General features: G+C 52.0%; 23 protein-coding genes. 12 read left to right on the top strand and 11 right to left on the bottom strand.

The genetic code is table 11. The features are described 5' to 3' along the window. Positions 1 to 252 precede the first annotated feature (252 nt). Positions 253 to 621: a hypothetical protein gene (locus FJ146_09980; GenBank protein ID MBM4252289.1), complete on the bottom strand. Its 369-nt coding sequence runs from the start codon at positions 619 to 621 to the stop codon at positions 253 to 255. Positions 622 to 1,642: 1,021 nt separating this feature from the next. Here FJ146_09980 and FJ146_09975 point away from each other — a divergent pair. Next, entirely contained in the window at positions 1,643 to 2,119 is a 477-nt protein-coding gene (locus FJ146_09975; protein ID MBM4252288.1) for a hypothetical protein, read from the top strand. Beyond that, positions 2,116 to 2,676, top strand: a complete 561-nt coding sequence (locus FJ146_09970) for a hypothetical protein (GenBank protein MBM4252287.1) — start codon at positions 2,116 to 2,118, stop codon at positions 2,674 to 2,676. The genes FJ146_09975 and FJ146_09970 overlap by 4 nt, the downstream gene beginning before the upstream one ends. Positions 2,677 to 2,693: 17 nt before the next feature. On the opposite strand, the gene FJ146_09965 is transcribed toward FJ146_09970, so the two are convergent. Continuing rightward, positions 2,694 to 3,974, bottom strand: a complete 1,281-nt coding sequence (locus FJ146_09965; GenBank protein ID MBM4252286.1) for a transposase — start codon at positions 3,972 to 3,974, stop codon at positions 2,694 to 2,696. A gap of 298 nt (positions 3,975 to 4,272) precedes the next feature. Further along, positions 4,273 to 4,695: a hypothetical protein gene (locus FJ146_09960; GenBank protein MBM4252285.1), complete on the bottom strand. Its 423-nt coding sequence runs from the start codon at positions 4,693 to 4,695 to the stop codon at positions 4,273 to 4,275. A gap of 78 nt (positions 4,696 to 4,773) precedes the next feature. On the opposite strand from FJ146_09960, the gene FJ146_09955 reads away from it, so the two are divergent. Further along, a complete protein-coding gene (locus tag FJ146_09955; GenBank protein MBM4252284.1) occupies positions 4,774 to 5,910 on the top strand; it encodes an ATP-binding protein in 1,137 nt (378 codons plus the stop codon). A 463-nt stretch (positions 5,911 to 6,373) separates the two neighbouring features. Beyond that, positions 6,374 to 7,681 (top strand): ATP-binding protein, encoded by a 1,308-nt coding sequence (locus FJ146_09950; GenBank protein ID MBM4252283.1) that lies wholly within the window; start codon positions 6,374 to 6,376, stop codon positions 7,679 to 7,681. 783 nt (positions 7,682 to 8,464) lie between these two features. On the opposite strand, the gene FJ146_09945 is transcribed toward FJ146_09950, so the two are convergent. Together FJ146_09945 and FJ146_09940 are read right to left on the bottom strand one after the other, a co-directional pair. Beyond that, positions 8,465 to 8,818 (bottom strand): hypothetical protein, encoded by a 354-nt coding sequence (locus FJ146_09945; protein MBM4252282.1) that lies wholly within the window; start codon positions 8,816 to 8,818, stop codon positions 8,465 to 8,467. 273 nt (positions 8,819 to 9,091) lie between these two features. Then, positions 9,092 to 10,111: a hypothetical protein gene (locus FJ146_09940; GenBank protein MBM4252281.1), complete on the bottom strand. Its 1,020-nt coding sequence runs from the start codon at positions 10,109 to 10,111 to the stop codon at positions 9,092 to 9,094. A gap of 191 nt (positions 10,112 to 10,302) precedes the next feature. Here FJ146_09940 and FJ146_09935 point away from each other — a divergent pair, with 191 nt between their 5' ends. The 8 genes from FJ146_09935 to FJ146_09900 all read left to right on the top strand — a co-directional run bounded on the left by FJ146_09935 (position 10,303) and on the right by FJ146_09900 (position 18,831). Then, on the top strand, positions 10,303 to 11,241 hold the full coding sequence (locus FJ146_09935; GenBank protein MBM4252280.1) for a hypothetical protein: 939 nt from the start codon (positions 10,303 to 10,305) through the stop codon (positions 11,239 to 11,241). Positions 11,242 to 11,358: 117 nt separating this feature from the next. Further along, complete coding sequence (locus FJ146_09930) at positions 11,359 to 12,717, top strand: glutamine synthetase (GenBank protein MBM4252279.1); 1,359 nt, start codon at positions 11,359 to 11,361, stop codon at positions 12,715 to 12,717. A 12-nt stretch (positions 12,718 to 12,729) separates the two neighbouring features. Then, a complete protein-coding gene (locus FJ146_09925) occupies positions 12,730 to 13,878 on the top strand; it encodes an iron-containing alcohol dehydrogenase (GenBank protein MBM4252278.1) in 1,149 nt (382 codons plus the stop codon). A gap of 1 nt (position 13,879) precedes the next feature. After that, a complete protein-coding gene (locus FJ146_09920; GenBank protein ID MBM4252277.1) occupies positions 13,880 to 14,656 on the top strand; it encodes a gamma-glutamyl-gamma-aminobutyrate hydrolase family protein in 777 nt (258 codons plus the stop codon). 2 nt (positions 14,657 to 14,658) lie between these two features. Then, positions 14,659 to 16,038 (top strand): aldehyde dehydrogenase family protein, encoded by a 1,380-nt coding sequence (locus tag FJ146_09915; protein ID MBM4252276.1) that lies wholly within the window; start codon positions 14,659 to 14,661, stop codon positions 16,036 to 16,038. Then, on the top strand, positions 16,035 to 17,513 hold the full coding sequence (locus FJ146_09910) for a hypothetical protein (protein ID MBM4252275.1): 1,479 nt from the start codon (positions 16,035 to 16,037) through the stop codon (positions 17,511 to 17,513). The genes FJ146_09915 and FJ146_09910 overlap by 4 nt, the downstream gene beginning before the upstream one ends. 3 nt (positions 17,514 to 17,516) lie before the next feature. Beyond that, positions 17,517 to 18,071 carry an ATP-binding protein gene (locus tag FJ146_09905; GenBank protein MBM4252274.1) on the top strand — a complete coding sequence of 185 codons (555 nt, stop codon included), beginning with the start codon at positions 17,517 to 17,519 and terminating at the stop codon, positions 18,069 to 18,071. Next, positions 18,040 to 18,831, top strand: a complete 792-nt coding sequence (locus FJ146_09900; protein MBM4252273.1) for an amino acid racemase — start codon at positions 18,040 to 18,042, stop codon at positions 18,829 to 18,831. The genes FJ146_09905 and FJ146_09900 overlap by 32 nt, the downstream gene beginning before the upstream one ends. A 216-nt stretch (positions 18,832 to 19,047) precedes the next feature. Here FJ146_09900 and FJ146_09895 read toward each other — a convergent pair whose 3' ends face one another. The 6 genes from FJ146_09895 to FJ146_09870 form a co-directional block, all read right to left on the bottom strand. Further along, the gene (locus FJ146_09895; protein MBM4252272.1) at positions 19,048 to 20,094 is read right to left on the bottom strand and encodes a cytochrome d ubiquinol oxidase subunit II; all 1,047 of its coding nucleotides are present in this window, start codon (positions 20,092 to 20,094) and stop codon (positions 19,048 to 19,050) included. Positions 20,095 to 20,099: 5 nt separating this feature from the next. Then, on the bottom strand, positions 20,100 to 21,422 hold the full coding sequence (locus FJ146_09890) for a cytochrome ubiquinol oxidase subunit I (GenBank protein MBM4252271.1): 1,323 nt from the start codon (positions 21,420 to 21,422) through the stop codon (positions 20,100 to 20,102). A gap of 397 nt (positions 21,423 to 21,819) precedes the next feature. Beyond that, the gene (locus FJ146_09885; GenBank protein MBM4252270.1) at positions 21,820 to 23,460 is read right to left on the bottom strand and encodes a B12-binding domain-containing radical SAM protein; all 1,641 of its coding nucleotides are present in this window, start codon (positions 23,458 to 23,460) and stop codon (positions 21,820 to 21,822) included. Continuing rightward, the gene (locus FJ146_09880) at positions 23,393 to 24,082 is read right to left on the bottom strand and encodes an oxidoreductase (GenBank protein MBM4252269.1); all 690 of its coding nucleotides are present in this window, start codon (positions 24,080 to 24,082) and stop codon (positions 23,393 to 23,395) included. The genes FJ146_09885 and FJ146_09880 overlap by 68 nt, the downstream gene beginning before the upstream one ends. Beyond that, positions 24,079 to 25,074, bottom strand: coding sequence for a glycosyltransferase (locus FJ146_09875; protein ID MBM4252268.1), 996 nt, complete (start codon positions 25,072 to 25,074; stop codon positions 24,079 to 24,081). The genes FJ146_09880 and FJ146_09875 overlap by 4 nt, the downstream gene beginning before the upstream one ends. Before the next feature lie 146 nt (positions 25,075 to 25,220). Continuing rightward, a complete protein-coding gene (locus FJ146_09870; protein ID MBM4252267.1) occupies positions 25,221 to 25,532 on the bottom strand; it encodes a hypothetical protein in 312 nt (103 codons plus the stop codon). Positions 25,533 to 25,571 lie beyond the last annotated feature (39 nt).

The following is a 25,571-nucleotide window of genomic DNA, read 5'->3' as shown; positions in this document are numbered from 1 at the left end:
TAGCGTCTCGCTTGCATAAGGTCGGTGACGGCGCAGACCTTGACGAGATCGCCTCCACATTGGCCGCATTTGGTGACGTCAATCTTAAGCACCTGGGCGAGCATTTTTGACCAGGTGTAGTTCTTGAACTCACTCTTTTTCTTGCCCTCCGCTGCATCATCACCAAACTGGAATCCCTTCTTAAGCTCCGACCTGAGGGTTATGTCTTTCCGGTAAGGAGATTTCGGTGCAAATAAACTGGAGAAAGGGGGCTCACCGTACGAGATGGCTGCGCGGTGGGGGAATGAGTGCCACCAACTTCCGGGTGAACTCGGTCGGCGTGAACACAAGATGCGTAGTGCCATTAGACCACGGCGTTTTGAGTGCAAGCTTGACGTCGCCGTTTGCTAGTATCTCAAGATGGTCGTTGGATAGTGGGCTCCTGGCTATGTATTCGATCAGTTTGTAAAGTCGGTCACGAGCGTGTGTATTAATGGATTTGTTGGCGTGGAGTGAGAAGCCGTTAACTGAGTAGCAGCGCTTGCCTTTAGCCAGCGGCACTTCGCCCTCATAGCCGAAGCCACCGCCGATCTTTCGGACGTAATTGCCGGCATTAGGGCCAAAGGCGATTTTGCCGCTTATCGATGCTGCTAATGCGGCGGTAGTAGAGTGTTGCTCCTATTCCAAGATCCGGGGACGTTAGAGACAGAGCATTGGGAACCAGATAAAGCGTGAACTACCGCTCCCCCTAAAGGGGTAAGGCTTCCGATACTTGCTTGAAGCCGAAGCTTCTCGCTTTCTCATCTTTTTTAACGCTTCGCCGTCCTTGCCAGATTCGCTTCGCTAAGCTGGTCTTATGTGGACTCCACGTCCGATACCCGCCTTGCAGCGAGCAACCCCGTTCCAGGGTCTAAAATGATTTGTACGCTAGAAAGTTATGTCAGTTTTAATCCGCGCTAGCGGGGTGAGTGTAGCCACGCACAAGTACACTCGACACAACACTAAGGTTTTTACCGATGCCATGTTTTGGGCATCGAACCCGTACCTTACTTGTCAAAGAGCGGAGGGATAATATTCGATGCAATTTACTTATACAAACGGATTTAGCGGCGGTATTCGCTAACGCGAAACCTTAGTGGATCGCCTTGACCGCCCCATAAATAAGGCGGATTGCGGCGATCATTTGTTCGAACTACCTACAGTGCCACCGAGGCCATCGGTGGCAGTGAGAGTGGGTGCGCCTTCTTTGCTGTCGCGGTAGAAAACTATGGATGGTGGGTCTACCACGCTAGCGTCACGTACCATTGCGTCAGTAGTGACTCGGGTACAGTTAGCGTCCGAGTAGAAAGCCCGGACAGTTTCGACCGTTAGATGGCAGCAAGCCTGGTCAGCGCGGGCCTTGACCCGATCGTGAGCTGCCTTCGGTCGTGCTCAATATCTGAGCATACCTGCCTCCCCAAGGCGACAGTCGAACTAGGCGTCCATTCTGTTCGGGAGCCGTTGTGGCCCTGGACTATTATTATTAAAACAGCAATCCCGAGGTGATTTAACGCAATGTAATTATTAGTCTTTGTTTGCGCCCCGCAGACGTGGATACAAATCACTTAAAGTATGTATGTACAAATTCCGATACTATGTATGTACAGACTTTTGCGGAGGACAAATGATTGATAAAGTTTTCCAGTCCTTGGATCGAGATATTGCGCGACTGAATCAGACACTTAGAAAAGATGGCGTGGCTGAGATTCCAAGATTTTTCATTAAACTGCTGGGTCAGACTGCCGTTATCGCAGCCAAGCTTGATATCCCTGTATTTGCTACCGCGGATGTCGACGCTTATGCCAATTTCACTTGGTTAGCAAAGGAGCGATTCTGTGCGATTTTAGCCGAGGAAGGACTGCATTACGATGAGCTTTCAAATGAGATTTGGATGCCGCGGGAAACCACTTATAGCTCAATCTATAGTGGGTTGACCTTTGATGGATACCGAGCTGATTTGGAGTACGTCTTAATATCAAAGGCTTTGAAGGCTAAAGCGAAGAATCGCGTTCTCATAAGGGACTATCTAGTGGCCGGGGCCAGTCCTCTATTTTTAAATCTATGTAAGATATACGGCATAGATTTGGAGGAATTTGTGTGAGTATCTCACCCAGCTTAAAAAAGCGCCTTCAGGCATCAGCTGACAAAGCTAAGTCAGCGCGACAAAGCAGCAGATTTAAGAAAGTTCTTGGTAAATTAGTCGCGGATGGACTGATACAGACAAACCAAGTGTACGCGCCAAGTCGCGGCAAAATCTCAATTAAAGATTGTCTTTGGGCGGGTGAGTTTGAACAGCGAATCCTAGAATTACTGCCAGCTTTAGTTCTGAAGCGCCCTGGTATTTTTTCGGACTTAGAGCATCTACCGGCGGATTTGCTAGGAGTCATAAAAGCCTTACGTAGAGGGGAAGCCACGGAAGATTTTCGATCTGTACCCGCAGCTTCCTACCGCCAATGGGTGGCGAGAGTCGGACACAAGGGAAAAGAACCTACACTTTTAAAATCATTTAGATTCAGTCAGGCGGACCTCGGCTGTCTTCGTGACCTTAGTGAGTTAGGCTACAGTGAATCGGACGCAGTGCGCATGGGTCTAAAATTGATGTGCGAAAAGTTTCTGGGCGAGGGCGAACCAACTGATATGAGGGCGACAAAAATATGAACTACCCCGACCAATCCTCACGCTCTCTTGCAAGAGCGTTCCGGTATGGTCAGAGTTTCGTGCTTCAAAGGGCGGGTAACCCCACCCTCCACACCTAAGGACGGTTCCCGTCCCGTGACACAGCCTGTTAAAGCATAATTCAAAATCACACGTGCAGCATTCACATCCCGATCAAGCGTGAGCCCACAAACACATGCGTGCGCGCGCTCAGACAAAGCCTTCTTTTGGACAGCTCCACAACCGGAGCAGCTTTGCGATGGTTTGACCTTCCTGGTTGGTATTTCGATGTAGGGAATACCAGCGTCTGCCGCTTTGAACTCCAACAATGCGAAAAATTTGCCAGGCGATGTATCAAGGATACTGCGATTTATCCCTTTCTTATAAACACCACCGTGGGCTGTCATGCCCTTGATGTTCAGAGCCTCTGTAGCCACTAGTCTGGACTCACGTACAATACGGGCGCTGGTTTGGTGGAGAAAATCATCATGCTGATTAGCCAGCCTCTCATGACAGGAGACCACCTTCAGCTTGGCTTTGGCCCTGTTCCTGGACCCCCTCTTTTTGCGGGACAACCGACGCTGCGCTTTCTTTAAATGGCAATCGTACTTTTTAAAGTGACGCGGATTGGCGACGAGGCGCTGGGCGTTGTCGTCACCAACGATGGTGACAAACGTGGCAGTACCCCAATCAATGCCGACTGCCGCTGTGCCACTTGCTCGATATGGCCGCAGCGTCGCAAAGGTGATCGACGCAAACCACTTTCCGCTACTCTTACGTATGATCTCAACGGTCTTAGGCTGGCCTGGATCGCGGCTGCTCCTAGCCTGATCCATAAACATCGGTCGACCACGTGCCTGTAAATTACCTACGCCACTGAGGTGCAGCGTGCCATGTACGTAATCCGCATTAGGCTTGAACTTCCAGCCATCCCCATGCGCCGCATATCCCCAACCTTTAAAGCGGTCGAAGGCTTTGAACCTGGGAAATCCAGGAGCAGCCTCTCCCGCTCTCAAGCGTCTAAAAAAGGCCTGGTACGCCCTCTCAAGACGTCGCAGAGTCACCTGCTCTGACTGGGCATTAAGGGCGGCATATTGCGGGAATTCAGCCCTTAGCTGTGTCAGCTCTTTAGCTTGGTCGTAGTAGTTGAGGCTCTTACCACAGCGACGATAAGCATCAATGCGCTGCTCCAGTGCCGCGTTGTAAAGGCGCTGATGGAGACGCATCATCTCGACCATTTTATTTGCTTGTTTGGTCGAGGGGTAAATGCGGTATGTAACCTTGCGCTTGAGCAGTTCCATAACCACAACAACTAAAACTACAACTGTGGTGAATTAAATGCTTCAACAAGGCGATAATCTCACGACTTGGGGAACATTTCGAGCGACTTCATTCTCATCAAGAAAAAAATATAAGTTTAGCATCATGGACCGCTCACTTCGCTTTGCGAAGCTCACGGTGTGTCGGCCTTCACCACCAACCAAGCCCGAGACGCTAAAGCGTCCTACGGTATGGTTGGAGTACTGGCCGACTTCCCAATAGGGCACCCCAGCCCATGAGCTAACTGGACTCCGCCTCGTCATCCAGCACATGCCTCGCTTAGCTCAGGTGTTCACTCGACCAGTCATCAGACTCAAAGTGGAACTCTCCCTGCTCGTGTCTAGGCGGAGCCCTCGGCGGAGGCTCGTAGTCGAGACCGACGTGTTTTAGGTAGCGCCTAGCTTGCATGGGATCGGTAATGGCGCAGACCTTGACGAGATCGCCTCCACATTGGCCGCATTTGGTGACGTCAATCTTAAACACCTGAGCGAGCATTTTTGACCAGGTGTAGTTCTTGAACTCACCCTTTTCCTTGCCCTCCGCTGCATCATCACCAAACTGGAATCCCTTCTTAATCTCCGGCCTGAGGGTTATGTCTTTCCGGTAAGGAGAGTTGCCTGATCGGCCCCGAAAATTGTCTGTTTTTTGACCTCGAACCGAAATGGAGTTGACCGCTGATTGTCCTGGAAAAGCATTCAACATCCTAGAATAATTGACTTCTATCGCTATTCGTGAAATTATCCAGTTAAAGTGGGGAATTTCATGAATCTACCGCAACTAATTGATCGTAAAGAGTTAATCACGGCTGTTAACGAGGCTGTCGCGGCCTATCCGGTAGTCGCACTACTCGGACCGCGCCAATCGGGCAAGACTACACTTGCGAGGTCTGTGTTTAAGGCGACGGTACCCAAGGCAGAGCAAGTCAGCAACTACTTCGACCTCGAAGATCCAGAGTCTTTGCTGCGCCTAAGCGAACCCAAGCTGGCACTAGCGGGACTTCGAGGCCTGGTGGTGATCGACGAGATTCAGCGGCAGAACAACTTATTCCCGCTTCTACGGGTGCTCGCTGATCGTGATGATAGACCTGCGCACTTCCTCATTCTAGGCAGTGCTGCGCCCGATCTAGTCCGGCAGGGTGCGGAAACACTGGCTGGTAGGATCAAGTATATCGACGTGACGCCATTTGCTCTGGGTGAGGTCGGGCACGAGGCCTTGCCAAATCTCTGGTTGCGAGGTGGTTATCCATTGTCCTTCTTGGCATCCAATGACCGTGCTAGTGCAGACTGGCGCGAGCAGTATATCCGGTCATTTCTCGAGCGAGACTTAGCCATGCTTGGCCTAAGTGCACCGCCCACTGTCATGCGACGACTTTGGACTATGCTCACGCATTACCACGGACAGACAGCCAATTTGGCCGAGCTTGCCAACTCACTTGATTTGTCGCAGACCACGGTTAAGCGGTACATCGATATTCTTGTCGATACCTTTATGCTGCGACGCCTCAATCCTTGGCATACAAATATTGCTAAGCGACAGGTGAAATCGCCGAAAATTTATCTGCGCGATTCCGGCCTACTGCACAGGCTGATCAATGTCACAACCGCTGCAGACTTGGCGGTTCACCCTATGCTCGGCGCATCTTGGGAGGGCTTTGCCCTTGAGGAATTGATCAGGCGCCACGGCTGGCGAGCCGATGATTGTTTCTTCTGGGGAGTCCACGGCCAGTGCGAGCTTGATCTCGTAGTGGCGGAAGGTCAGGATTTACGAGGATTCGAAATCAAATACACTCTCGAACCTCGAGTCACGCGCTCTATGAAGGTAGCCATGGAGTCGCTAGGCCTCAGTCAGCTGCAGGTGATCTACCCAGGAGAGATCGCTCGTGCTTTGGGACCAGGAATTGAGGCCGTGCCGCTTTAACGCAGGCGACTTTTCCTAGATGACGTTTGGTTTATATTTTTTGGGCGAATTAACTCAAAAATCCTGCTTTGCCATTAGACCTGGGTCTTTTTAAAAAGACTTCAATCGCAGCACTTGCGTCTAGTGTGCAGATCATCTTCGCCGGTCTTCCTGAATCAGTTCCGTTATACCGACACCGCTCGATCTAGTTTCTACATTGCTTAATCGAATTTTTTTTAAGGCCGGGTTAAACGCTGAAAACTGAACCGGCATTATAGCCAAACGCGATTTTACCACCAATCGACGCTGCTAATTCGACGGTGAGTGATTAATTAGTGCATGAAATATCTCGAGAAAGCTTTACATGCATCAAAAATACTCACTAGAATACCCAAAGAGATTCAAGATGAATTTTTATATTGCGTTAAATCTTCTGATTTAGTATTGTAAATATCTACTCGCCCCTCACAAAACTGAGGCCGATTTGGCTAAGAACCTAGCAAATCTCGAACTATTGCGGCCGTTTAACTTCTGGCAACCCGGAGAGCGGGCGGCGCGAGGAATATCCCGAAGCTACTACCTGAGCTCGCTGCAGTCGTTTACTAAAACTGATGCTCTCATTGTCGTATCGGGCCAGCGCCGCTCCGGTAAGAGCTACATTCTTCGTCAATATATCGATATTTTGACTGCCCAAGGCGTGCCACCGGAAGACATTCTCTACCTCAATTTCTTCCTAGATGATTTGAGCCCGTTAAAGTCTGGCAAGGAATTTAAGAGGGTTCTTGCCGCATGGGAAACAGAGGTTGCCAGCCATGGCCAAAAGCGTCGCTACTTGATCATCGATGAAGTGACAGAACTCGAAGGCTGGCAGCAGCTCGTCGCCAGCCTACTCGAGCATCCGAAGAAAAGTTATAAGGTCGTCATAGCTGGCTCTAACTCCCAAGTGCTGTCTGACGATCTACCGAATGAGCTACGCGGTCGCTACTATTTGCTGCATGTTTTCCCGTTTGGGTTCGACGAATTCTGCACAGCACGCGGCCTGTCACCGGATCAGCCAACCGCGTTTGCAGAGTATCTGGAGGTTGGAGGGATGCCCGAGGCGGTGCTGGCTCCCGACATCCACGCACGAGCCAACCTTCTTACCCAGATTCGCCATTCAACGGTTAAAAAGGACGTAATCGATCGCTATCAAGCAGACACGGATCTAGTGGATCGCATAGTCAATTACAGCCGACAAACCTATGGTACCCAGCTATCTATCAAGCGCGTCACTGAGCAACTCAAGGGAGCTGGTGCCAGGACGACTGAGGCGACGGTTCGCGATCACCTGCAATGGTTGCAAAACGTCTATTGGATCGATCGAGCCGCGGTCTATTCCGCTCGAACCAGCGATCTATTGAGAAAGGCGGAACACAAATATTATCTTGGCGATCATGGCTTTGCTTATGACGCAAGGAACAACCTCGGCCGACTTTTGGAGAACGTCATTTACAACGAACTCAGGCGAGCGCAGTTTGAGGTACAAACCTATCACGGGTATCACCAGGGTAAGTCTTTTGAAATTGATTTCATGGCAACTCGAGGCCAGCGAGTGCTGTTCGTACAAGTAGCATGGAACATCGGTGATCCCATGCTGGACAACACCGCCTACCTACGTGAGTTCGGCAATTTCTCCAAACTGGGGCGGCACGAAGGAGAAAAGCTCGTCGTTACGGTCGACACGCGGCGCTACGATGCCGCCGGGATATTACACCTGCAGCCTCATGACTTCATCCGCCACCTGCACTTATAATCCAGAGCCGCCGCCAGCTCAGTCTGTCACTTATACCGGCACGCTTTATACGGTAACCATACCGATAACTGCAGTGATCATGGGCCAAACGACGACCGGAGCTCAGACTATGCCGCCCATGCCAATGCAGACGTAGTCTAGGGTAGTGATGAACTTACTATTGGAAAACTTTGGCTCGGTATTCGCTCATCTCCGCTCGGCAGAATCCTCGTCCAATATATTTGGCTGCTGAGGCTTACGCGCAATCAAAGCGCGCCTTTGCAGCCTACGCCCCAAATTACTACCGCGATGAAGACATCCTTTATCGTCACATAGTTCCCTCGGCCTTCACCTCTCGCATGGGGCGAGGCCTCATATCAGCCTCATTCGCCGCCTGGTGGACATTGTGGCTCATCCGGCGTGGATGCAGATACGTGCCTGTCACCTATACGGGGATCGCCTATGTTAATTATCTAAAATTTCTGTCGATGCCTAAAGTTTTCGCGGAAAGAGCTCAGTCCGTAAAAAATCTACTGGCGTAGGTATCGTAACTACGCATCCAGACGCTAGAGGTGATCATCAGATCAGTGCGTAATTAAGGTCAGATATTTTGAGGCTCATTAAGTCGTGACGCTTACCATCGCTCTTATTAGAGAATCTTCGATCGTGCAGACGTATCTCTGACCTTGCTACGTTGCCTTTGGTCTTGAGGGTACCTTCCGCAATTGTCCGCAGCACCAGTCATCGATGTACGTCTGATGGAGCTAGATCGCGCTCACATACTCAAGGCACTTTGTCATTGAATTAGAAAGGCCTTCCGTAGCAGTTCTGCAGCTCGACACCTTCGTTCCCGCCAGTACCATCGCACCAATAGTCATGCCCACCGTTCCATGAGTTACAACTGTAGCTAAAGCCGGGCACAGCGAACTCAAAATGGCGACCAATGTCTAAATTCCACCAGCTGCCCCAAAGGTTTTTGCGTATCCCTGCGGCTACATCTATGGCATTTGTCGGGCCCTCGTATTCGATAGAACCGCCGCCCCCAAAAGCCGTGAACTTATAGTTGCCGCCCCATCTGTTAGTGCAGTTCCAGCCAATTGCACTGGCTTCCGTGGTGAGTCCGGTCAGTAATGCCGCACCTAAAAGCAATTTTCTCATGATGACATCCTCGCCTCATTTTTTGGTTAACTCGTGATTCGCGACTGAACACAAAAAAGGTTCAGCAGCCGCTTTAATCTGCGCAATGCATCAAACGTGCCAGTCTGTTCAGTAATGAGCAGCGAAATCTGCTGCATTTCCAGCAGTCTAATAGCCCTCGGTCGGACGGTATTTAAGAGTAGGCGTGAGCTCGAACTCGAAATTTTATCCTAAGTGCCGTAAAACTCCGTCGTTCACGGCGGAGATATAAGGCACTTAGGATAAAAATCACTCTCAGCATCCGATCAGCTCACACTGGTCGGGTGTAGGTCTAAGTTCGTTACTCTTGGTCTCAATATCTGCCGCTAGGCGCACTAGAGATCCACGCGGCCATGCGGGCGGCGTTCCGTGCTTATGCTGCCAGCTCAAGAATTCGCGTTTAGGTCCGCGGCAGACCATCTGCTTAGAGGCACCTTTTTGGCGCTGGAGGTCACCGGTCAAGCGCGCCGTGGGGTAAGGCGCCGCTGGGGGAGGCTGCCGACGCAGGAGCAGATAGCTATGGGTGAGCGTGCGGTTGCGTATGGGAAGATGCTCCTCAATCGCCAAAAACCAATCAGGCGCCTCCCAAGTGACGCGGTCGTGACACCAGTCTCTCGCGGAATCTACCAGTAGTGGGCACGCCTCTTGGTGGGTGCACGGTGCCCAGGCATACCAGCCATTGGCAAGTAAATTGGCGCGGAGCTGCATTAAACGCCGTCCGTCCTGATTTGTGGCCGGTTCAATAATGGCTAGCGCCTCACTGGCGAGGGCAGCCTTGGGTAATTCCGGGAGTTCGGTTAGTGAGAACGAAAATACCGTTAAGTGACCCGACGCCTCAGGCACCGGTGTCAACTTAGTTGCCCAGCTGAGTTTGGGATGCGCCACGTGCGATAATGCGAGTTGGCGGTAAAGATTTTCTGTCGCCGGAGATGATTCGACGGCCAGACCGCGCTCAAACTGACCCGGTAGCATGTCTGCAATCGCTAACGGCACGGTCCCCAGGCCGCTGCCAAAATCAGAGAACGAAGTCAAACCCTGCCAAAAATTCTGCCCGAGCCCGGCGCGCAGCACTCCCGCTACCCGCGTGTAATTCAGCGGAAAATAGTAAGCCACATAAGCGATCTTGGCCCATTCGGTGTGCCAAGGAGTGGCCGCATCCGGATGGTTTATATAGTGATCCGATAACTTCAGCACGGCCTGAGCTATTTGCCGAGGAGCGCCGAGGTCCGCACCGAGCGATTTTAGTGTGTTAGCGATATGGTTACTGTAAATCATGAACTTATCCGCGACTGATATGCTTAAATTTTGATACCGACCTTGTACTCACCTATATACGGAAATTACCGTCCATTGATCAATCGATGACGCGCGGCCGACCCGTACCGCGTTGCCACAGGTCGCGCACTCCGACTATAGTAATTGCGTGCGACACCTAGCACATGCCGTATTAAAAGATCGGAGTAATTATGTCCCGATTAATCCTCAGATCCATGGTCGTGGCGTTCACCTTGTCGTGCGGTGGTGGCAAGAGTGATAGCGGCACTGGTGGTGACTCTTGGACGGCTGGTGTCGCCGACTTGTCGGGTCTTGGCGTCGCGTTCTCGACACCTTCGGGGCTTGAGTCGCGCAGCAGCACAGGAACGTCGATGACATGGGTATCATCGACTGGTGATGAGGGCGTCGTACTTCGCTACCAGGTGTCTCTTACAACCGCTACACTGGCGACCGTACTGGGTGACAATGAGACCTTAAGCGAGCGAGCCACACTTTCTGCCGTTGGTGCCGCATCGGAGCTCATAGCAGCTGCAGGTAAGGGCAGTAAGCGCACCTACGAGGGAACAGCCGAGAGCGGTAAGACTGTCACTGCCATAGTCGCGGCGTTGCCCCGTGATAGCTATGATCAGACTGGATTTGGGGGTGTTAAGCTTCTGGTTTGGGGCACGGGTGGTGACAGCGCCACGTTGCAGGCGCGGTTTACTGCCGCAGTGGCGTCCGTCAGATTCACGACGTTCGCACCGAGCCTGCCGACGCGGCAATATTTGGCCATCGGTGAGTGGTCTTTTGCCGGCACAGCTAGTGCCTCTAGTGGCACTGTCGGTCGGCAGTTGGTTTGGCTCTGCACGGGCCGTATGGCATATAAACAGACGGGCCTTACAGGCAATTCGGTACTGGAAACTGCCGACGGTACGCTTATCAGCGGTACCTGGGAGGCCTACAGTGGTGCCGGCCAGCCTCTCATCTATTTGCGCCTCGATGGTCAGGCGGAGCCAAAACTAATGCCGATCACAGTCCAGAGTGAGAGTAAGGCCTTCACCTGGGGCGGCAAGCAATTCTTAGGTACCGATCGTGGCTGTGAGTTGGGCTTGCCGACGCAGCTCTGGTCGGGCGCTCTCATCGCCGGTTAGGATCGGTCGGTTGACCTCATGGATTGCGATCATTGTTTTATATTTTCCCCGCCTCCATTATGATCGCAGTCACATAAAGCATTGCAGCCACGTCCATGCCGATGGGGATTCACGCTGATGAGTAAGCCGGAAGACGTTATCAAGCAGATTCGCCGATCAGAAGCGACCAAAGTCAAAGTTGCCATCACCGATCTTGACGGCGTCCTGCGCGGCAAAGTGATGCACGTCGATAAATTTTTGAGTGCAGCTGAGTCTGGATTTGGCTTTTGCAACGTGGTCTTCGGCTGGGACAGCTCCGATCAAGCCTATGACAATGTTGAGTACACGGGGTGGCATACCGGCTATCCCGACGCCAAGGTCAACCTGGATCTCTCGACTTTCAGGACGATTCCTTGGGATCAAAATATGCCGTTCTTCCTCGGCGATTTTGTCGATGATCAGGACCGGCCCTTGGCCATCTGTCCACGGCAGCTCCTCAAGCAGATCTTGGCGCAGGCCGAGGTCGCAGGCATGTATCCCATGGTTGGTGTGGAGTTTGAGTGGTTCAACTTCCGCGAGACCCCGCTAACTCTAGCGGAGAAGGGTCACGCGAGGCCCGAGCCGTTGACTCCAGGGATGTTTGGCTACTCACTGATGCGCTCAGGTTATGAGCGAGAGTTTTTTAACGCACTGTACGATCAGATGGGCGAATTCGATGTGCCGATCGAGGGTCTTCATACCGAGACGGGTCCCGGCGTCTACGAGGCAGCCATAGTCGCGGCCGAGGCCTTGGAGTCGGCTGACCGTGCGGTGCTTTTTAAGGCAGGGGCGAAAGAGATCGCCAACCGTTTTGGCTTCACAGCATCGTTCATGGCGCGGTGGAATAACCAACTGCCGGGCTGCAGTGGTCACTTGCATCAGAGTTTGCGTAATGCGGACAACGTCAATTTGTTTTACGACGCGACGGATCCACTGCGCATGAGCGCCACGTTTAAGAGCTACCTGGCAGGTCAAATGCGCTGTCTTCCGGAAATCTTGCCGCTCTTTGCGCCGACGGTAAATAGCTATAAACGTCTGGTAGAGGGCTTCTGGGCACCGACACGCGTAACCTGGGGGCGTGACAACCGGACGGTCTGTATGCGGGTCATTCCGGGTAGCGAAAAATCGACGCGCCTTGAGCTCCGCATTGGTGGAGCTGATATCAATCCTTATCTTGGTATTGCAGCGGCCATCGCCGCAGGTCTCTACGGCATTGAGAACAAACTCGAACTAACTGAGCCTATGACTCAGGGTAGTGGCTATTTGGCTAAGCATGCGACACGTCTCCCCCGTAACCTGGCTGAGGCTACCGAAGCCTTTGCCAAGTCAGCGATCGCTCGCGAGCTCTTTGGCGATAAGTTTGTCGATCATTATGCGGCAACGCGTATGTGGGAATGGCAGCAGTATCAGAAGGCAATCACTGACTGGGAACTTAAGCGCTACTTCGAAATCATCTAAGGAGAAGTTTTCATGGCTGTTGTCCAGTACAACTACCCGACGATCATCAAATTCGGTGCTGGAGCGATTAAATTGGCGCCAGACGCATTGAAGCAGCGTGGTCTGAAGCGTCCTCTCATCGTTACGGATAAGGCATTAGCGCCGCTACCGATGATCACAGATTTAGCCGCGAGTTTAGAACGAGCTGGGCTCATACCTTCCGTATATGCGGGCGTTTTTGGTAACCCTACGGAGATCCAAGTTAAGGGCGGGGTCAAGGCCTACCATGAGCACGGTGCCGACAGTTTGGTGATCGTTGGCGGCGGAGCCCCTCTCGATGTGGGTAAAGCCGTCGCGCTGATGGTGAATCATCCGGGGCAACTCTTTGACTATGAGGACGGCAAGCCCGACGCCCGACCCGTGGATCAACCGGTACCATTTATGATTACTGTGCCGACTACCTCGGGCACTGGTAGTGAGGTCGGTCGCTCTTCCGTCGTATCGGATGACCATACGCATGCGAAGAAGATCATTTTTGATCCCAAGCTACTACCACCGCTGGTATTAGCTGATCCAGAGCTGACCTATGGACTACCAGCTGCTGTGACGGCAGCAGTTGGCTTTGACGCCCTCACGCATAATATTGAGGCGTTCCTCGCTAAGGGTAACCATCCGATGGCCGACGGTATCGCCCTCGAAGGCGTGCGTCTCGTGGCGCAGCATCTAGTCAAGGCAGTACGCAACCCCACCGACTATGAAGCGCGTGCAGGCATGCAGCAGGCCTCGCTTATGGGCGCAGTTGCTTTCCAAAAAGGCCTCGGTGTGACGCACTCCTGTGCCCACGCCTTGTCGACGGTCTATGATACCCATCACGGACTTGCTAATGCGCTCATGCTCAACGCCTGCATGGAATTTAACCTCAGCGCAGTGCCGGAGCGTTTGGCACGACTCGGTCAAGTGGTCGGCATCAAGTCGTTGGATCAAGCGGCGTTAGCCAAGGGCTTTATCGACTGGTTGGCTGCTCTCAAAAAAGAGGTGGGACTACCATCGGGGCTGGCCGCCATTGGTGCCAAGACTACGGATACCCTACTTGATTTTGCGGTCGCAGATCCCTGTCACGGCAGTAACCCGCGTCCTGTGACGCGCGAGGATTTTGTAAAACTGTACGCTCGGGCACAGTAGCATGGCCACTAAAAGACTGCGCGTTGGGTTTAGCGCCAATATCTATCAGCCAGACTTTTCCAGAATGGCTTACAAGGGGCGCCGCCTCCTCTATTTAGAGGAGGGGATGGCCCATTGGGTGATGAAGGCAGGAGCTTTTGCCTGCCTTTTACCCACCGTGCCAGATGTGGCCGATGCGACGAGCGTTGAAGATCTTGTGGCTGAGCTCGACGCTGTGATCATCACCGGCGGTGCTGACATGGCGCCTGAGTCCTATGGGGAAAAGCCCCTGCGTCCTGATTGGTCAGGTGATAAACATCGCGACGACTACGAGATCGCGATCATCAGGGCAGCACTCAAGCTGGATAAACCCTTGCTCGGCATCTGCCGTGGTCACCAGGTGCTTAATGTCGCGATGGGTGGGACTCTGTACCAAGACGTGCGGACGCAGGTGTCTAATTCTTTGCATCACAGAATTTATGATGTCTATGAGGGTAACCATCACGAGGTGCACCTAGAGGCCGGTGGTGAACTGGCGCGCCTGTTTGGGGTGCAGAAGGGGCACATCAACAGTGTGCACCATCAAGCGGTCAAGGACTTAGCGCCTGGGATGGTGGTCGAGGCACGCTGTCCGCATGACGGTGTAGTTGAGGCCATCCGGCTCAAGGACGGCAGTGGTGCGTTCATGATCGGACTTCAGTGGCATCCTGAGTTGCAGCATAAACATGAGTCGACGCTCCTTAGCCCCGAGCCTGTGCTGCAGGCTTTGCTGCAAGCGGCGCGCACAAGAAAGGACTGAACATGCTAGAGATTATCAATCCGGCTACCGAAGCAGTAATCACCAAGCTCGAAACTGACACCCAGGCGACGATCGCCAAAAAGTTTGCTGCCGCTAAGACGGCCCAGGGTGCTTGGCGTGCTACGAGTTATGCGGACCGCGCACGTATTGTAGAGCGCTTCCGTCAGTTGCTCGCGGATAATCGTGAAGAAAGTGCGCGTATCCTAACCAGCGAAGTCGGAAAGCCACTGGCGCAGGCGCGCAACGAGGTTAATGGGACCCTAGGGCGCCTGGATTTCTATCTCAGCGAGACTGCAGCGCGGCTCCGTGAGCCAGTGGTCCTTCATGATCAAGCTAGCGGCATGACCGAGCGGATCGGTTATGAGCCCCTCGGCGTCGTCGCCAACATCTCGGCTTGGAATTATCCCTATTTTGTCGGTAGCAATGTCTTTGTGCCAGCGCTCCTCACTGGCAGCGCCGTGCTCTATAAGCCCTCTGAATTTGCCACCTTGACGGGGCGTCACATTGAGAAATTGTGGCGTGAGGCAGGTCTCCATGAAGCGCTTTTCCAGAGTTTGGTTGGTGGGGGGGAGGTTGGCGGATGGTTGCTCGATCAGCCAGTGGACGGTGTCTTCTTCACCGGTTCTTACGCCACCGGTAAACGCATCATCGAGAAGGTAGCGGGTCGCATGATACGCGTGCAGCTAGAACTAGGCGGTAAAGACCCAGTCTATATCCGTCCGGATGTCGACGTTAAGGCGGCAGCTGAGGGCACGGCCGACGGTGCCTTCTACAATGCTGGGCAGAGTTGCTGTGCGGTTGAGCGCATCTATGTGCATAAGGACATCTATGAGTCCTTCGTGGCGCATTTTGTGGCTTTTGCTAAGACTCTTAAGAGTGGTGATCCAACGGCCGAGGGCGTGTATCTCGGCCCGCTTGCTCGCAAGCCACAGCTTGCCGTGCTTGAAGATCAAGTGCGCGATGCCGTCAAAAAAGGTGCCAAAGTACTCCTCGGTGGCGAGCGTCCTCAGAGTGGTAAGGGCTACTACTATCCAGCCACAGTGTTGACCGAGGTCAATCACTCTATGGCCATCATGCGAGATGAATCTTTTGGACCGGTGATCGGCATTCAAAAAGTCGCAAGTGACGACGAAGCCTTAAAACTTATGAACGACTCTGAGTACGGCCTAACGGCAGGGGTTTATACGCGGGACGCTGCTTGCGCCTCTAAATTCATGGCGGAGCTCAATGCCGGTAGCGTCTATTGGAATTGCTGCGACCGCGTGAGTCCACGCTTGCCGTGGAGTGGACGTGGTCACTCGGGCATTGGATCGACGCTGTCAGTGCTTGGCATCGATACCTTCCTGAAACCTAAGGCTTGGCATTTGAGGTTACCAACATGATCCCAACGCTGATAGAGATACCGAAAGACACTGCGGGTGATCACGTTGCGGCTGACGAATTGCTCATCGTCCTCGGTCGGCCCGGGTCCGAGCAGTCACCGTGGGTTAGGGCGTTGATCGAGCGCGCGGCACCTAGTCTCAGTCGTAGGACGCATTATCTGCGCAGTGATGCCGGATTTTTGCGTCCCGATGGTCGTAGTCCCTATGCGGTGCTCACTTGGCAGAAGGATGGAGTATCGGCTCTGGAGCGCCGTTGGGTCGCTGCCAAGATGGCAGCATCGCTGGCAACACAGTTCAATTTGAAGAAGTTGGCTTTTTACCTTGAACCAGGGTCGGGGCTAGCTGAGCTGGCAATTGTCGAGGATTTTTGGACGCGTAAAATGACGCCACGTTACGAGCGCAGTGAGCTCGAGAGCTTTCGCATCCTGACAAGTGAGGGCGAGGCTTTGCGCTCTGCTGATCCCCACTGGCAGGTGCGGTGGCAGCGGCAACTCGGATTCCGTCGTTGGGTGAACGAAAATCCTGACGAGCTCACATCTATCGCTATAGGTGAAAGGCTCGAGGAGTTCTGCCGGCGTCATGGCTGTGAGTTCAATTCCTTTGGCCGCGAGGGACTCACTAAACTTGGTATGAACCTCCTCCTCGCCGTCGGACAGGCGAGTGATCTCTCGCCGTCGCGGTTTTTTCTGGCGACTCACCGTGTCGTCCCAGGTTCAAAGCCGCTGCTACTCGTTGGTAAGGGCATCACTTTCGATACGGGTGGTATCAACCTGAAGCCGCACGAGAGTCATGTCAATTGTATGAAGAATGACATGGGCGGTGCAGGCCTCATGGCCAATCTCTTCATGGGCCTCATCGAGAGTGGATACGACGGGCCTTTAGCTTTGGCGATTCCGGCCTGTGAGAACCTCATCGGTGAACGCGCGATGAAGCCAGGTGCCATCATTCGCTCCTACGCTGGCAAGGACGTCATCATCGAACACACGGATGCTGAGGGGCGCCTGATTCTTGCAGATGCCATCAACTACAGTCAAAAGGCGCTGCAACCAGCGCAAACTTTAGTTGCAGCGACGTTAACCACAGCATCGCTCAGGCAATTCACCAACTTCTTTACCGCCGTCCATTTTGCGCCGCCCAGCTGCCAGCTGAGCCTCGCAAGGTCAGGTCAGGAAACAGGCGAGGAGTTTACCTTTTGGGGTGAGTTTCTACCGTTTAGACAGGGCAATATCTCCAAGGCTGCTGATCTGACAAACATGGGACGGATGCCTGATGCTGCCAATATCGGGGGCGGCTCTAACGTGGCAGCACATTTCCTCAAAGAATTTGCGATCACGCCCATGGTGCACTTTGATATCTTCGCCTCAACCTGGAATTGGAGTGGTGATTATCCGGGAGCGCACTACGGCGCCACTGGGGCGCCGTTCAATGCGTTGTTCCGGAGCCTGCGTCACGATATCGATGCTTGGATTCCGTAACAAGTGGATGCAACAAGAAGCAGTAAAGCATCAAATTGTCGCAAAATTGCCGTTATCGGGCCGGAGTCGTCTGGAAAGACCACGCTGTGTCAACAATTAGCCACCCATTACAGGGCGCTGTGGGTCCCTGAATATGCGCGCGCCTATGCTATAAATAAGCAAGGCGCACTGACTGCTGCCGACGTGGAACCTATCGCTCGTGGTCACTGGGCGCAAGTAGTGGCTATGGAAAAAAAGGCCAGTCATTATTTATTCGTAGACACCGATGCTGCTATGACGGTTTTCTATGCGGAAACGCTGTATGGCAGCTGTCCTGCGTCAGTCAAAGATCTTGCAGACCAATGTGAATACGATTTGTATCTCTTGCTATGTCCAGATTTACCGTGGCAACCTGACCCAGTGAGATCGTCTCCTGATACGCGTGATCAGGTCATCGAATTCTATGAGCATAGGCTTGTTGGTCAGTCCGTGGTTTTAATCAGCGGTGTCGGCCAGGCGCGCTTTGACGCAGCATGCAAAGCCATTGATGAAGCCAAAATATCGGTGTGCCACCCCTAGGCGGAGATCTCATGCGATGATGCGCGCCACGGCACAAGTGCAAAGTCCTACTCTTGGTCTGATAGGCGGTCTCAGTTACCATTCGACGCTTATTTACTATCAAAAGTTGAACGAAGGATTTGCCTCCATCTTTGGTAGCGACCGTTCTGCTCCACTTCTGATTTACTCCCACGATTTTGGAATGATTGGACGCTCACAAGCTAATGGTCAATGGAAAGAAGTTGAGCGTCAGATCGTAAACTCTGCGCTTCTACTCACCCAAAGTGGCTGCGAAGCGCTGGTGATCGCTAGCAATACGATTCACAAATTTGTGCGCGTCATCGAATCTTCTACGCAGCGTCCTGTCTTGCACATGGGATCTGCCATTGCCTCAGCGCTCGCGAAAAATGCGAGTCACCGCGTGGGCTTTTTGGGGACAAGGCCGACGATGGAGGAACCTTTTCTCAAGCGTCGTATTCAAGAATCTGCCGGTGTCGAGCTTTGCATACCCACGCGACCCGAACGCGACGAGATCCATAGAGTGATTTGGGAGCGTTTGGTTCGTGGCTGTGTCGATGATCAGGATCGCCAGGCATTTCAGGCTTTTTGTGACGACTGGGCTAGCCGCGAGAGGCTCGATAGTATTGTGCTATCCTGCACAGAGCTCGGCCTCTTAGGTCTAAAGGAGCGGGGATTTCGTATTTTTGATAGTTTAGATGCGCACGTGGACTATGCGCTGCAATTTTACCAAGAACGGTCAAATCAATTTATTTCTGACTAATTAATCAAGAAAAACGAACAATATTCAGAGTATCAAAATGCCATGAGTTGTCATCACTCACTCTCAGATCGAGGTAAGTATGAAGGCGCGAGACTTCCTGCTGGACATTTAATATGAGCAAACTGAGGGTCGGCATCCTAATCGAAGAGCCTAATACCTTGGTGCTACTTGCATGCGAGCAGTTTTGAGTGTGTGAGTCGCAGCTTTGCTGGGTGATCAATTCGCCTCAGATTTAGTTTTGAACGTGGCACTTTTAAATATTTTTAATAAAATGAATAACGCAGGAAAAATAATGATCACACCTATTATTAGTGCAGAGAACAACGAATTTTGAGTAGGAAGCTGTGATGCTGCAGCTTGAAACGTCAAGTTGGGGGTGTTACTTGTCGCACTGTAATAAATAGCGATCGGAAAGTGAGCGCCGTACCATCCAACCAACACTAGGGTAACTATGACTCCGCTCGTGATCCGAAGGACTGTAGGGCTAGGTCGAAGTTCAAGTGACCACCACATAGGAGCTAGCAACACGGTCGCGATTGCGAATGCTAATATGCTCGTATAACTTGTCGTAAAGTTGTTGAAAAGTGCTGAGCTATAGTATCGGGCGGCGATAAACACTAGCGCGCCAGTGGCGAGAGTGAGCAAAGCAGCATACCTAGCGCGCTTGCGAAAGTGTGCTGTCATCTGTCCCTCATTGGCCTCCGCCACGAGATATACAGATGCAAGCATGGTGCAAATTGATACCGTAAATAAACCGATAGAAAAGCAAAGTGGGTTACACCACGGAGTGACGTAGGCATCTTGAAAACTTGCCGCCAGAGGGTTTATGGTCCCGGCTATCGGTGCTCCCGCCAATATTCCCAGGAAAAAAGCTGACCATAAGCTAGACAGTGAGTAAGTCCAAGCGTAGAGCCCTTCCAAGCGCGGAGTCAGCGTATCGTAATGTCGGAAGGTAAAAGCGCATCCTCTTAGGATGATGCCGACTAGCAGGCACATGAGGGGAATAAATAACCATGAAGTTAATTCTAAGTATATTTCTGGAAATCCGACGAAAAGGATGACGACTACCAGAATTAGCCAGATATGGTTAGCTTCCCAAACAGGTGCAATCGCGGACGCAATCAGGTCACGGTGTGCTCGTCGCTGATCGCCGCGACTGAAAAGTTCCAAAATGCCGGCACCAAAGTCAGCGCCTCCGAATAGGATGTAAAAAACAAGTGCGATAGCTAAAAATACTGTGTTACCCAAGGTCGAAAGAGCCATAACGTTCACTCCTTAGCTGAATCGCTAGTACTAAGATCGCGATCGAGAAGGCTAAATTGCCGTGTTAAAAGTACGGCCACTACTATGGTTAGGATGGAGTAAAGGGCAGCGTACAACGCGAGTGTGTAAGTCACACCAGGTCTTCGGGTCAAAGCGTCAGCTGTTCGCAGGTACCCATAAATTATCCAAGGCTGCCGTCCTACCTCGGTAACGATCCAACCGGCCTCAATCGCGATAAATCCTGTTGGGGTCAGAAAAACTAATATCTTTAGCCATAATGGATTCATGAACCCTTTTGGTCGGTATTTGAGAAGCCACAACCCGATGACCCCGACTCCTGCGAGTAGTGTGCCGATTGCAACCATTATTTGAAAAGCAATGTGAGTGACCGCTACCGGGGGCCTTTCAGTAGCGGGGAAATCATTAAGCCCCTTAACTTCGGCCTCGAAATCACCGTATGCAAGCATACTCAGCATTTTGGGGACCTTTATGGCATACCGTGTTTCGCCGGCTACTTCGTCGGGTAAGCCACCTAAAAGAAGCGGAGCGCCTCTCGACGTTTCAAAATGTGCCTCCATCGCGGCAAGTTTAGCCGGTTGGCGTTTAGCGACACTTTTGGCAGATAGATCGCCAAGGATTGGTTGAGCTATTGAGCTGAAGGCGGCGACCACAAATGCAATCTTTAGCCCCTTTTCATGGATCCTATGCTTTCGCTTTAGATACAGCCAAGCATGGCAGCCAGCAACTGCACATCCAACCGCTTGGAACGAGGCTATAACCATATGTAGACCCTGTAAAAAGGCAGCATCATTAAACATTGCGGCCCATGGATCAACATCGGTTGGCTGCCCTCCATTCCAAGTAAATCCGGCAGGGCTGTTCATCCATCCGTTGGCACATATTACAAACATAGCGGAAGTAATTCCGGCAATGCCCACGGCGACGGCACTGAGCCAATGCAGCTTAGGCTGCAGCTTATCCCAACCATATAGGAAGATACCAAGAGCAATCGCTTCGAGAAAAAAAGCAGTGCCCTCCCATGAAAAAGGCATACCAATAATTGGACCAGCATACTTCATGAATCCAGGCCAAAGGAGACCTAATTCAAACGATAAGGCTGTCCCAGAAACTGCTCCCACAGCGAAAAAAATCGCTACACCTTTGGACCAGGCCTTTGTCAATTGCTTGGCCTCTGCGTTGCCCGTGCGTAAATACTCCCGATACGAAGTCGCCATTAGTACCGGCATCGCAACACCGATTGCAGCAAAGATTATGTGAAACCCTAGGCTGAGTGCCATTTGTAGCCGAGCGGCTAGTAAATCGGTCATACGATTCTCTTCCGTTAACCACCAGTTAAGGTGCAGCTTTTGAAACGTGTTAACCGTCGATCTATATCTCAAACAGTAGGAAGTCGAAATGGTAATTGCGCCTCGTCTGGTAATTCAGATCGCAGTCACCACGCTCATCAACCGCCCAGGCAGATGCTTCCGTAGGTGCGACAGTGGCGAGGGCGTCTTAATGGTAGACAGCAAACCTGACAATCCCCGATGTAACTCTAAGCGCCCGCAGACGCGTCAAAAAATGTCACGAACACTACGCCGTACCAGGGCCATTGCACTGTGATCGGATCGTCCATGAGCGACTCTGACGGTAGCTCAGCTTTGGCTTAGATTTACAGCTATTTTAGTATTAGAGGCTAGTCTAAATCCTGCAACACCAATCTGGTTAGGTGAGTGAGTTACCGGTGGGTGGGTGGAGTGTCGCTTGCTTTGGTCCGGCATCAGCGCTGGTCAGGTTGAAGATGTGGTTGCGCACGCGACGAATAGCGCGAATCCCGTAGGTGAATAGAAACTGCCAATCGCGCCTGCGAAACGTGAGTAGATACTGTGCTTGACGTAGGAGAAACCGCGGGTGAAAGGCGATGCCGTAGAGTTCCTTGACGGCATCGTAATATTCGCTATGAGGAATGGGTGTCTTGACTATGAGCTTACTCATGTCGAAATCGTCGTAGTTCTTGGTGAGTAGCACGTCTTTGCTGATGCACTCTTGATGGTACGGTGTAAAGTCGAGCGGCGTGCAAAGGGTCACCTGCATGGTGCGCGCGAGGCCACGGAACATTAGACTTTTGACGAAGTCGACAGTCTGACGGAGCTGCTCGCGTGTTTGCCAGTAGTAACCGACCATGATCGTTAAATGGGGGTGAAGACCAGCGTCACTCATCCACTTGAGGCTCCGTTCCACGTGCTGGAGCTGGTAGCCCTTATTGAGCTTTACTAGGGTCTCCTCGTCGGCAGCTTCAAGGCCAATGAGCACGAAACGGAAGTTGGCTTTAGCGAGGAGTTCAATCGTGTCTTTGTCGAGATATTCAAATCGCGTGTTGAAGCCAAAGTAACAGCCCTTCTTGTGCAGACCACGCTTGATAATGCCTTCGGCAAACTCGCGGGCTTCCTTACCGCGGTACCAGACACCTGAATCGTCGAATATCTCCTTGACCCCGTAGTCATTGATCAGGCGTTCGTACTCATCAAGACTCTTCTCCACGGGCAACATAGAGAAGGTGAGATCCGGTCCGTTGTAGCGGCAAAATGTACACTTACCAAACATGCAGTCACGCACGACACTGGTCGCATAGGTTCCAGGAGTCTGCAGATAGTTACCGTTCTCGTAGGCATAATTACGCCATTGCACGAGGTCCCGGTCGATGATGGGGGAACGCTCAAGCGGTTCTACTTGGCGAAAGTGTCCCGTGGAACGAAACTTACCGTTGGCATCTCTGATCACCAGGCCTTCGATGTCACAACTTTGCCGCCAGTCTGCGTTGGCGGCAATGACGGGAATCAGTTTTGATAAAACAAAATCCACGTGATTACTGCGCAGGACTATGTCAAACGGAGCTTCCTCCAAAGTCTCTTCAGGGCGGCGCATGGAATGGTAGCCGGTCATAATGAAGATGGTGCCAGGCAAATCCTTCTTCAGTGCGGCAGTCGTGCGCCAGTAAAAGTTCATGACGGGAGTGGTGCTCTCAAACACGACCACGTCAGGCGTCATAGCAACTAAATTTTGATACCACTGATCATAGGACTTAAGCTGTGCATTGCCATCATCCCAAATGACCTCGAATCCGAGATTTTTAAGCCATGTGGCCGCCTGTCCATGGACCACCGGTAGTAGATATGTTGGAGTCTTAAAGAACTGGACATTGCGGTTTTGTGACACCATGGCTTTTTGACCACGGTCATTAACTATAGGCGGATACGATATAGCAACCTTCACGGTCACTCCTTTGTCAGAAAAGCTTTTAAAAGAAAACTTCGGTAATGATTTGACTGCTAGATATGCCGCGTGACCTGAGTAGGTCATAGGCATCGTTGATCATATTACGGTTACCACACAGATAGAACATGGCATCAATAGGTGGCGGGTTGATTTTTAAGTAGTCGGTGACGCGGCCGTGAAAATCGCCGCTATTTTCGGTAGTGGCGCAATTGATGTAGCGACCTTGTTCGTAGTCTTGTCGGTGGTAACATTCGTTGGCATAACGCGTACCATGAATCAATTGGTAGTCGAGGTCGCGAAACGATTTTGCAAAGCAATGAAAAGGCGCGATACCAGTTCCTGTAGCAATAAAGTAAAATTTGCGGGTTTTGACCAAATCTTGGTCAATGACGAACATGCCGTAAGCACCATCTACTTCAACCATATCCCCGGCGCGTAAACTTCTGAATTTAGGACTGACCTGACCGCCCTCTACCTGGCGAATCAGGAACTGTAACTCATCATCATAGATACCAGAGTAGGAGGAATACTCGCGGTTGACAGCCGTATCAGGAATGCCGAGATTAAAACACTGTCCAGGCACAAAACTCATGTCGTTTCGCTCGAGGCGTAGCATGTAGGTGAGATCGGTAAGGAGATCGACACCGATCACTTTATGTAAGCCGGATCGCATAAGTGCTCCTTGATTCATTGGTGCCATCTGACATCTCATCTGAGCTGACTACGGAAATGCGAGGTCGATGTGAGACCTCGAATAAACATGAACCCATAGGTCATGTGGGAACAGTAGGTGACGAAGCTGGTTAGGATACCGAGCACCAGACTGCGGGTGCGGAGAAAAATGTCGATGACACTGGCGAGTAGATAAAGGGATAGCCCGGCTAGCCAAATTTTGGCCACGAACGGTGAGAGTAGAGATAAAACGAGAAGCACCACGTTACCAATAGCGAATATACTAGGGACAAAGTACGTGATGCGGCGGGAGGTTTGGGGGAAAATCCGGACAAAATATCCCCTGTGTTTCCCGTATCCACCCACTTGCTTTAAGTGCGGGAATAGCAGTTGCCGGCGATGGTGCCAGACCACTAAATTTGGCACATAGAGGATCTTAAAACCGGCATTCACTAAATCCAGGCAGAATTTTGTGTCTTCCCCTGGCCAGTAGTTGTTGTCAAATCCACCAACGGCGTTAAATGCCGCCTTTTTTACGACCAAATTGACCGTGGGGTAGTCATCGACAAAAAATGAGCTGGCGCCAGACCTATAACGATAGGTGAGGCCACCTCCCCCTATCAAAGATTCATAAAAAAGACCCGAAGCCTGCTCTCCGAGAGAACTGTCCGTAGGAGTGACTCCTGGGCCACCAAGGGCCTCGACTTGATGACTAGTAAAGGTGGCCTCGGCGACCCTGAGCCAGTCGCTACGTGGATAGGCGTCATCGTCGAGGAAAGCGAGATAATCATAGCTACTGGCGCGTGCTCCGATATCCCTTTTGATCGCTGGGCTAACGCGGCCTGAGGCGATGATACGCACCTTAGGGTGTCTTAGGTATTCCGGTAGCTTCGCAACATCCACCGGGTCATTGGGTAGGATGATGATTTCAAAATCATCGTAATCGAGCCTGAGTGTGATCGGGACGGATTCGTGGATGTAGGCGTTGATCTCTTTAACAGGAACTATGATCGAAAAGCCCATCGACGTCATTCCCCGCTATAAACAGTTTTATTGTATCAGTGCCATCAACTAGCGGCAATCTGTGCGGTATGACTAGATGATCAGGAAAAAGGCGAGGGCACTTGATCCGCTGCTAGCGGACTGGGTGCCCTCACCTGGGAAACGCGGAATAATGATCAGTATCCGCAGTGAACTTCGATGTATGCAACATTGCGGTCCGCTACGTTTACCCAATCGAGAGTCTGCTGGTAAGCGTTGCGAGCGGCATCGTCGCCCATGCCAGCGGCCCAGTATTCAGGAGAGCCGTCAGAACCATCGACGCCCACGCAAGTCATGTACTGGCTCGTACCAAAGTTGCCCGGGGTCCAGAAGTCACCGGTCCATTTACCGCTCCAGCTGGTCCAGGTGCTGCGGTCAAAGGTGGGGCCTGCGGCAGCTGCCGTAGACATAAGAATGAGTGCTGAGGAAATGATGTGTCGTGCTTTCATGTGGTCGTCCTTCGTAGATGAGATATCAGCTCCAATCGC

Source organism: Deltaproteobacteria bacterium, from assembly GCA_016874735.1.
GTDB lineage: Bacteria > Bdellovibrionota_B > Oligoflexia > Oligoflexales > CAIYRB01 > CAIYRB01.
This window is presented reverse-complemented; position numbering and strand designations above follow the sequence as displayed.

What these genes read in the sequence shown, in the direction of transcription:
- FJ146_09975 (MBM4252288.1), top strand. Translation starts at nt 1,643, where the DNA reads ATGATTGATAAAGTTTTCCAGTCCTTGGATCGAGATATTGCGCGACTG.
- FJ146_09965 (MBM4252286.1), bottom strand. Translation starts at nt 3,974, where the DNA reads ATGGAACTGCTCAAGCGCAAGGTTACATACCGCATTTACCCCTCGACC.
- FJ146_09960 (MBM4252285.1), bottom strand. Translation starts at nt 4,695, where the DNA reads ATGTTGAATGCTTTTCCAGGACAATCAGCGGTCAACTCCATTTCGGTT.
- FJ146_09945 (MBM4252282.1), bottom strand. Translation starts at nt 8,818, where the DNA reads ATGAGAAAATTGCTTTTAGGTGCGGCATTACTGACCGGACTCACCACG.
- FJ146_09940 (MBM4252281.1), bottom strand. Translation starts at nt 10,111, where the DNA reads ATGATTTACAGTAACCATATCGCTAACACACTAAAATCGCTCGGTGCG.
- FJ146_09935 (MBM4252280.1), top strand. Translation starts at nt 10,303, where the DNA reads ATGTCCCGATTAATCCTCAGATCCATGGTCGTGGCGTTCACCTTGTCG.
- FJ146_09930 (MBM4252279.1), top strand. Translation starts at nt 11,359, where the DNA reads ATGAGTAAGCCGGAAGACGTTATCAAGCAGATTCGCCGATCAGAAGCG.
- FJ146_09925 (MBM4252278.1), top strand. Translation starts at nt 12,730, where the DNA reads ATGGCTGTTGTCCAGTACAACTACCCGACGATCATCAAATTCGGTGCT.
- FJ146_09920 (MBM4252277.1), top strand. Translation starts at nt 13,880, where the DNA reads ATGGCCACTAAAAGACTGCGCGTTGGGTTTAGCGCCAATATCTATCAG.
- FJ146_09915 (MBM4252276.1), top strand. Translation starts at nt 14,659, where the DNA reads ATGCTAGAGATTATCAATCCGGCTACCGAAGCAGTAATCACCAAGCTC.
- FJ146_09910 (MBM4252275.1), top strand. Translation starts at nt 16,035, where the DNA reads ATGATCCCAACGCTGATAGAGATACCGAAAGACACTGCGGGTGATCAC.
- FJ146_09900 (MBM4252273.1), top strand. Translation starts at nt 18,040, where the DNA reads ATGAAGCCAAAATATCGGTGTGCCACCCCTAGGCGGAGATCTCATGCG.
- FJ146_09895 (MBM4252272.1), bottom strand. Translation starts at nt 20,094, where the DNA reads ATGGCTCTTTCGACCTTGGGTAACACAGTATTTTTAGCTATCGCACTT.
- FJ146_09890 (MBM4252271.1), bottom strand. Translation starts at nt 21,422, where the DNA reads ATGACCGATTTACTAGCCGCTCGGCTACAAATGGCACTCAGCCTAGGG.
- FJ146_09885 (MBM4252270.1), bottom strand. Translation starts at nt 23,460, where the DNA reads ATGCCTATGACCTACTCAGGTCACGCGGCATATCTAGCAGTCAAATCA.
- FJ146_09880 (MBM4252269.1), bottom strand. Translation starts at nt 24,082, where the DNA reads ATGAGATGTCAGATGGCACCAATGAATCAAGGAGCACTTATGCGATCC.
- FJ146_09875 (MBM4252268.1), bottom strand. Translation starts at nt 25,074, where the DNA reads ATGACGTCGATGGGCTTTTCGATCATAGTTCCTGTTAAAGAGATCAAC.
- FJ146_09870 (MBM4252267.1), bottom strand. Translation starts at nt 25,532, where the DNA reads ATGAAAGCACGACACATCATTTCCTCAGCACTCATTCTTATGTCTACG.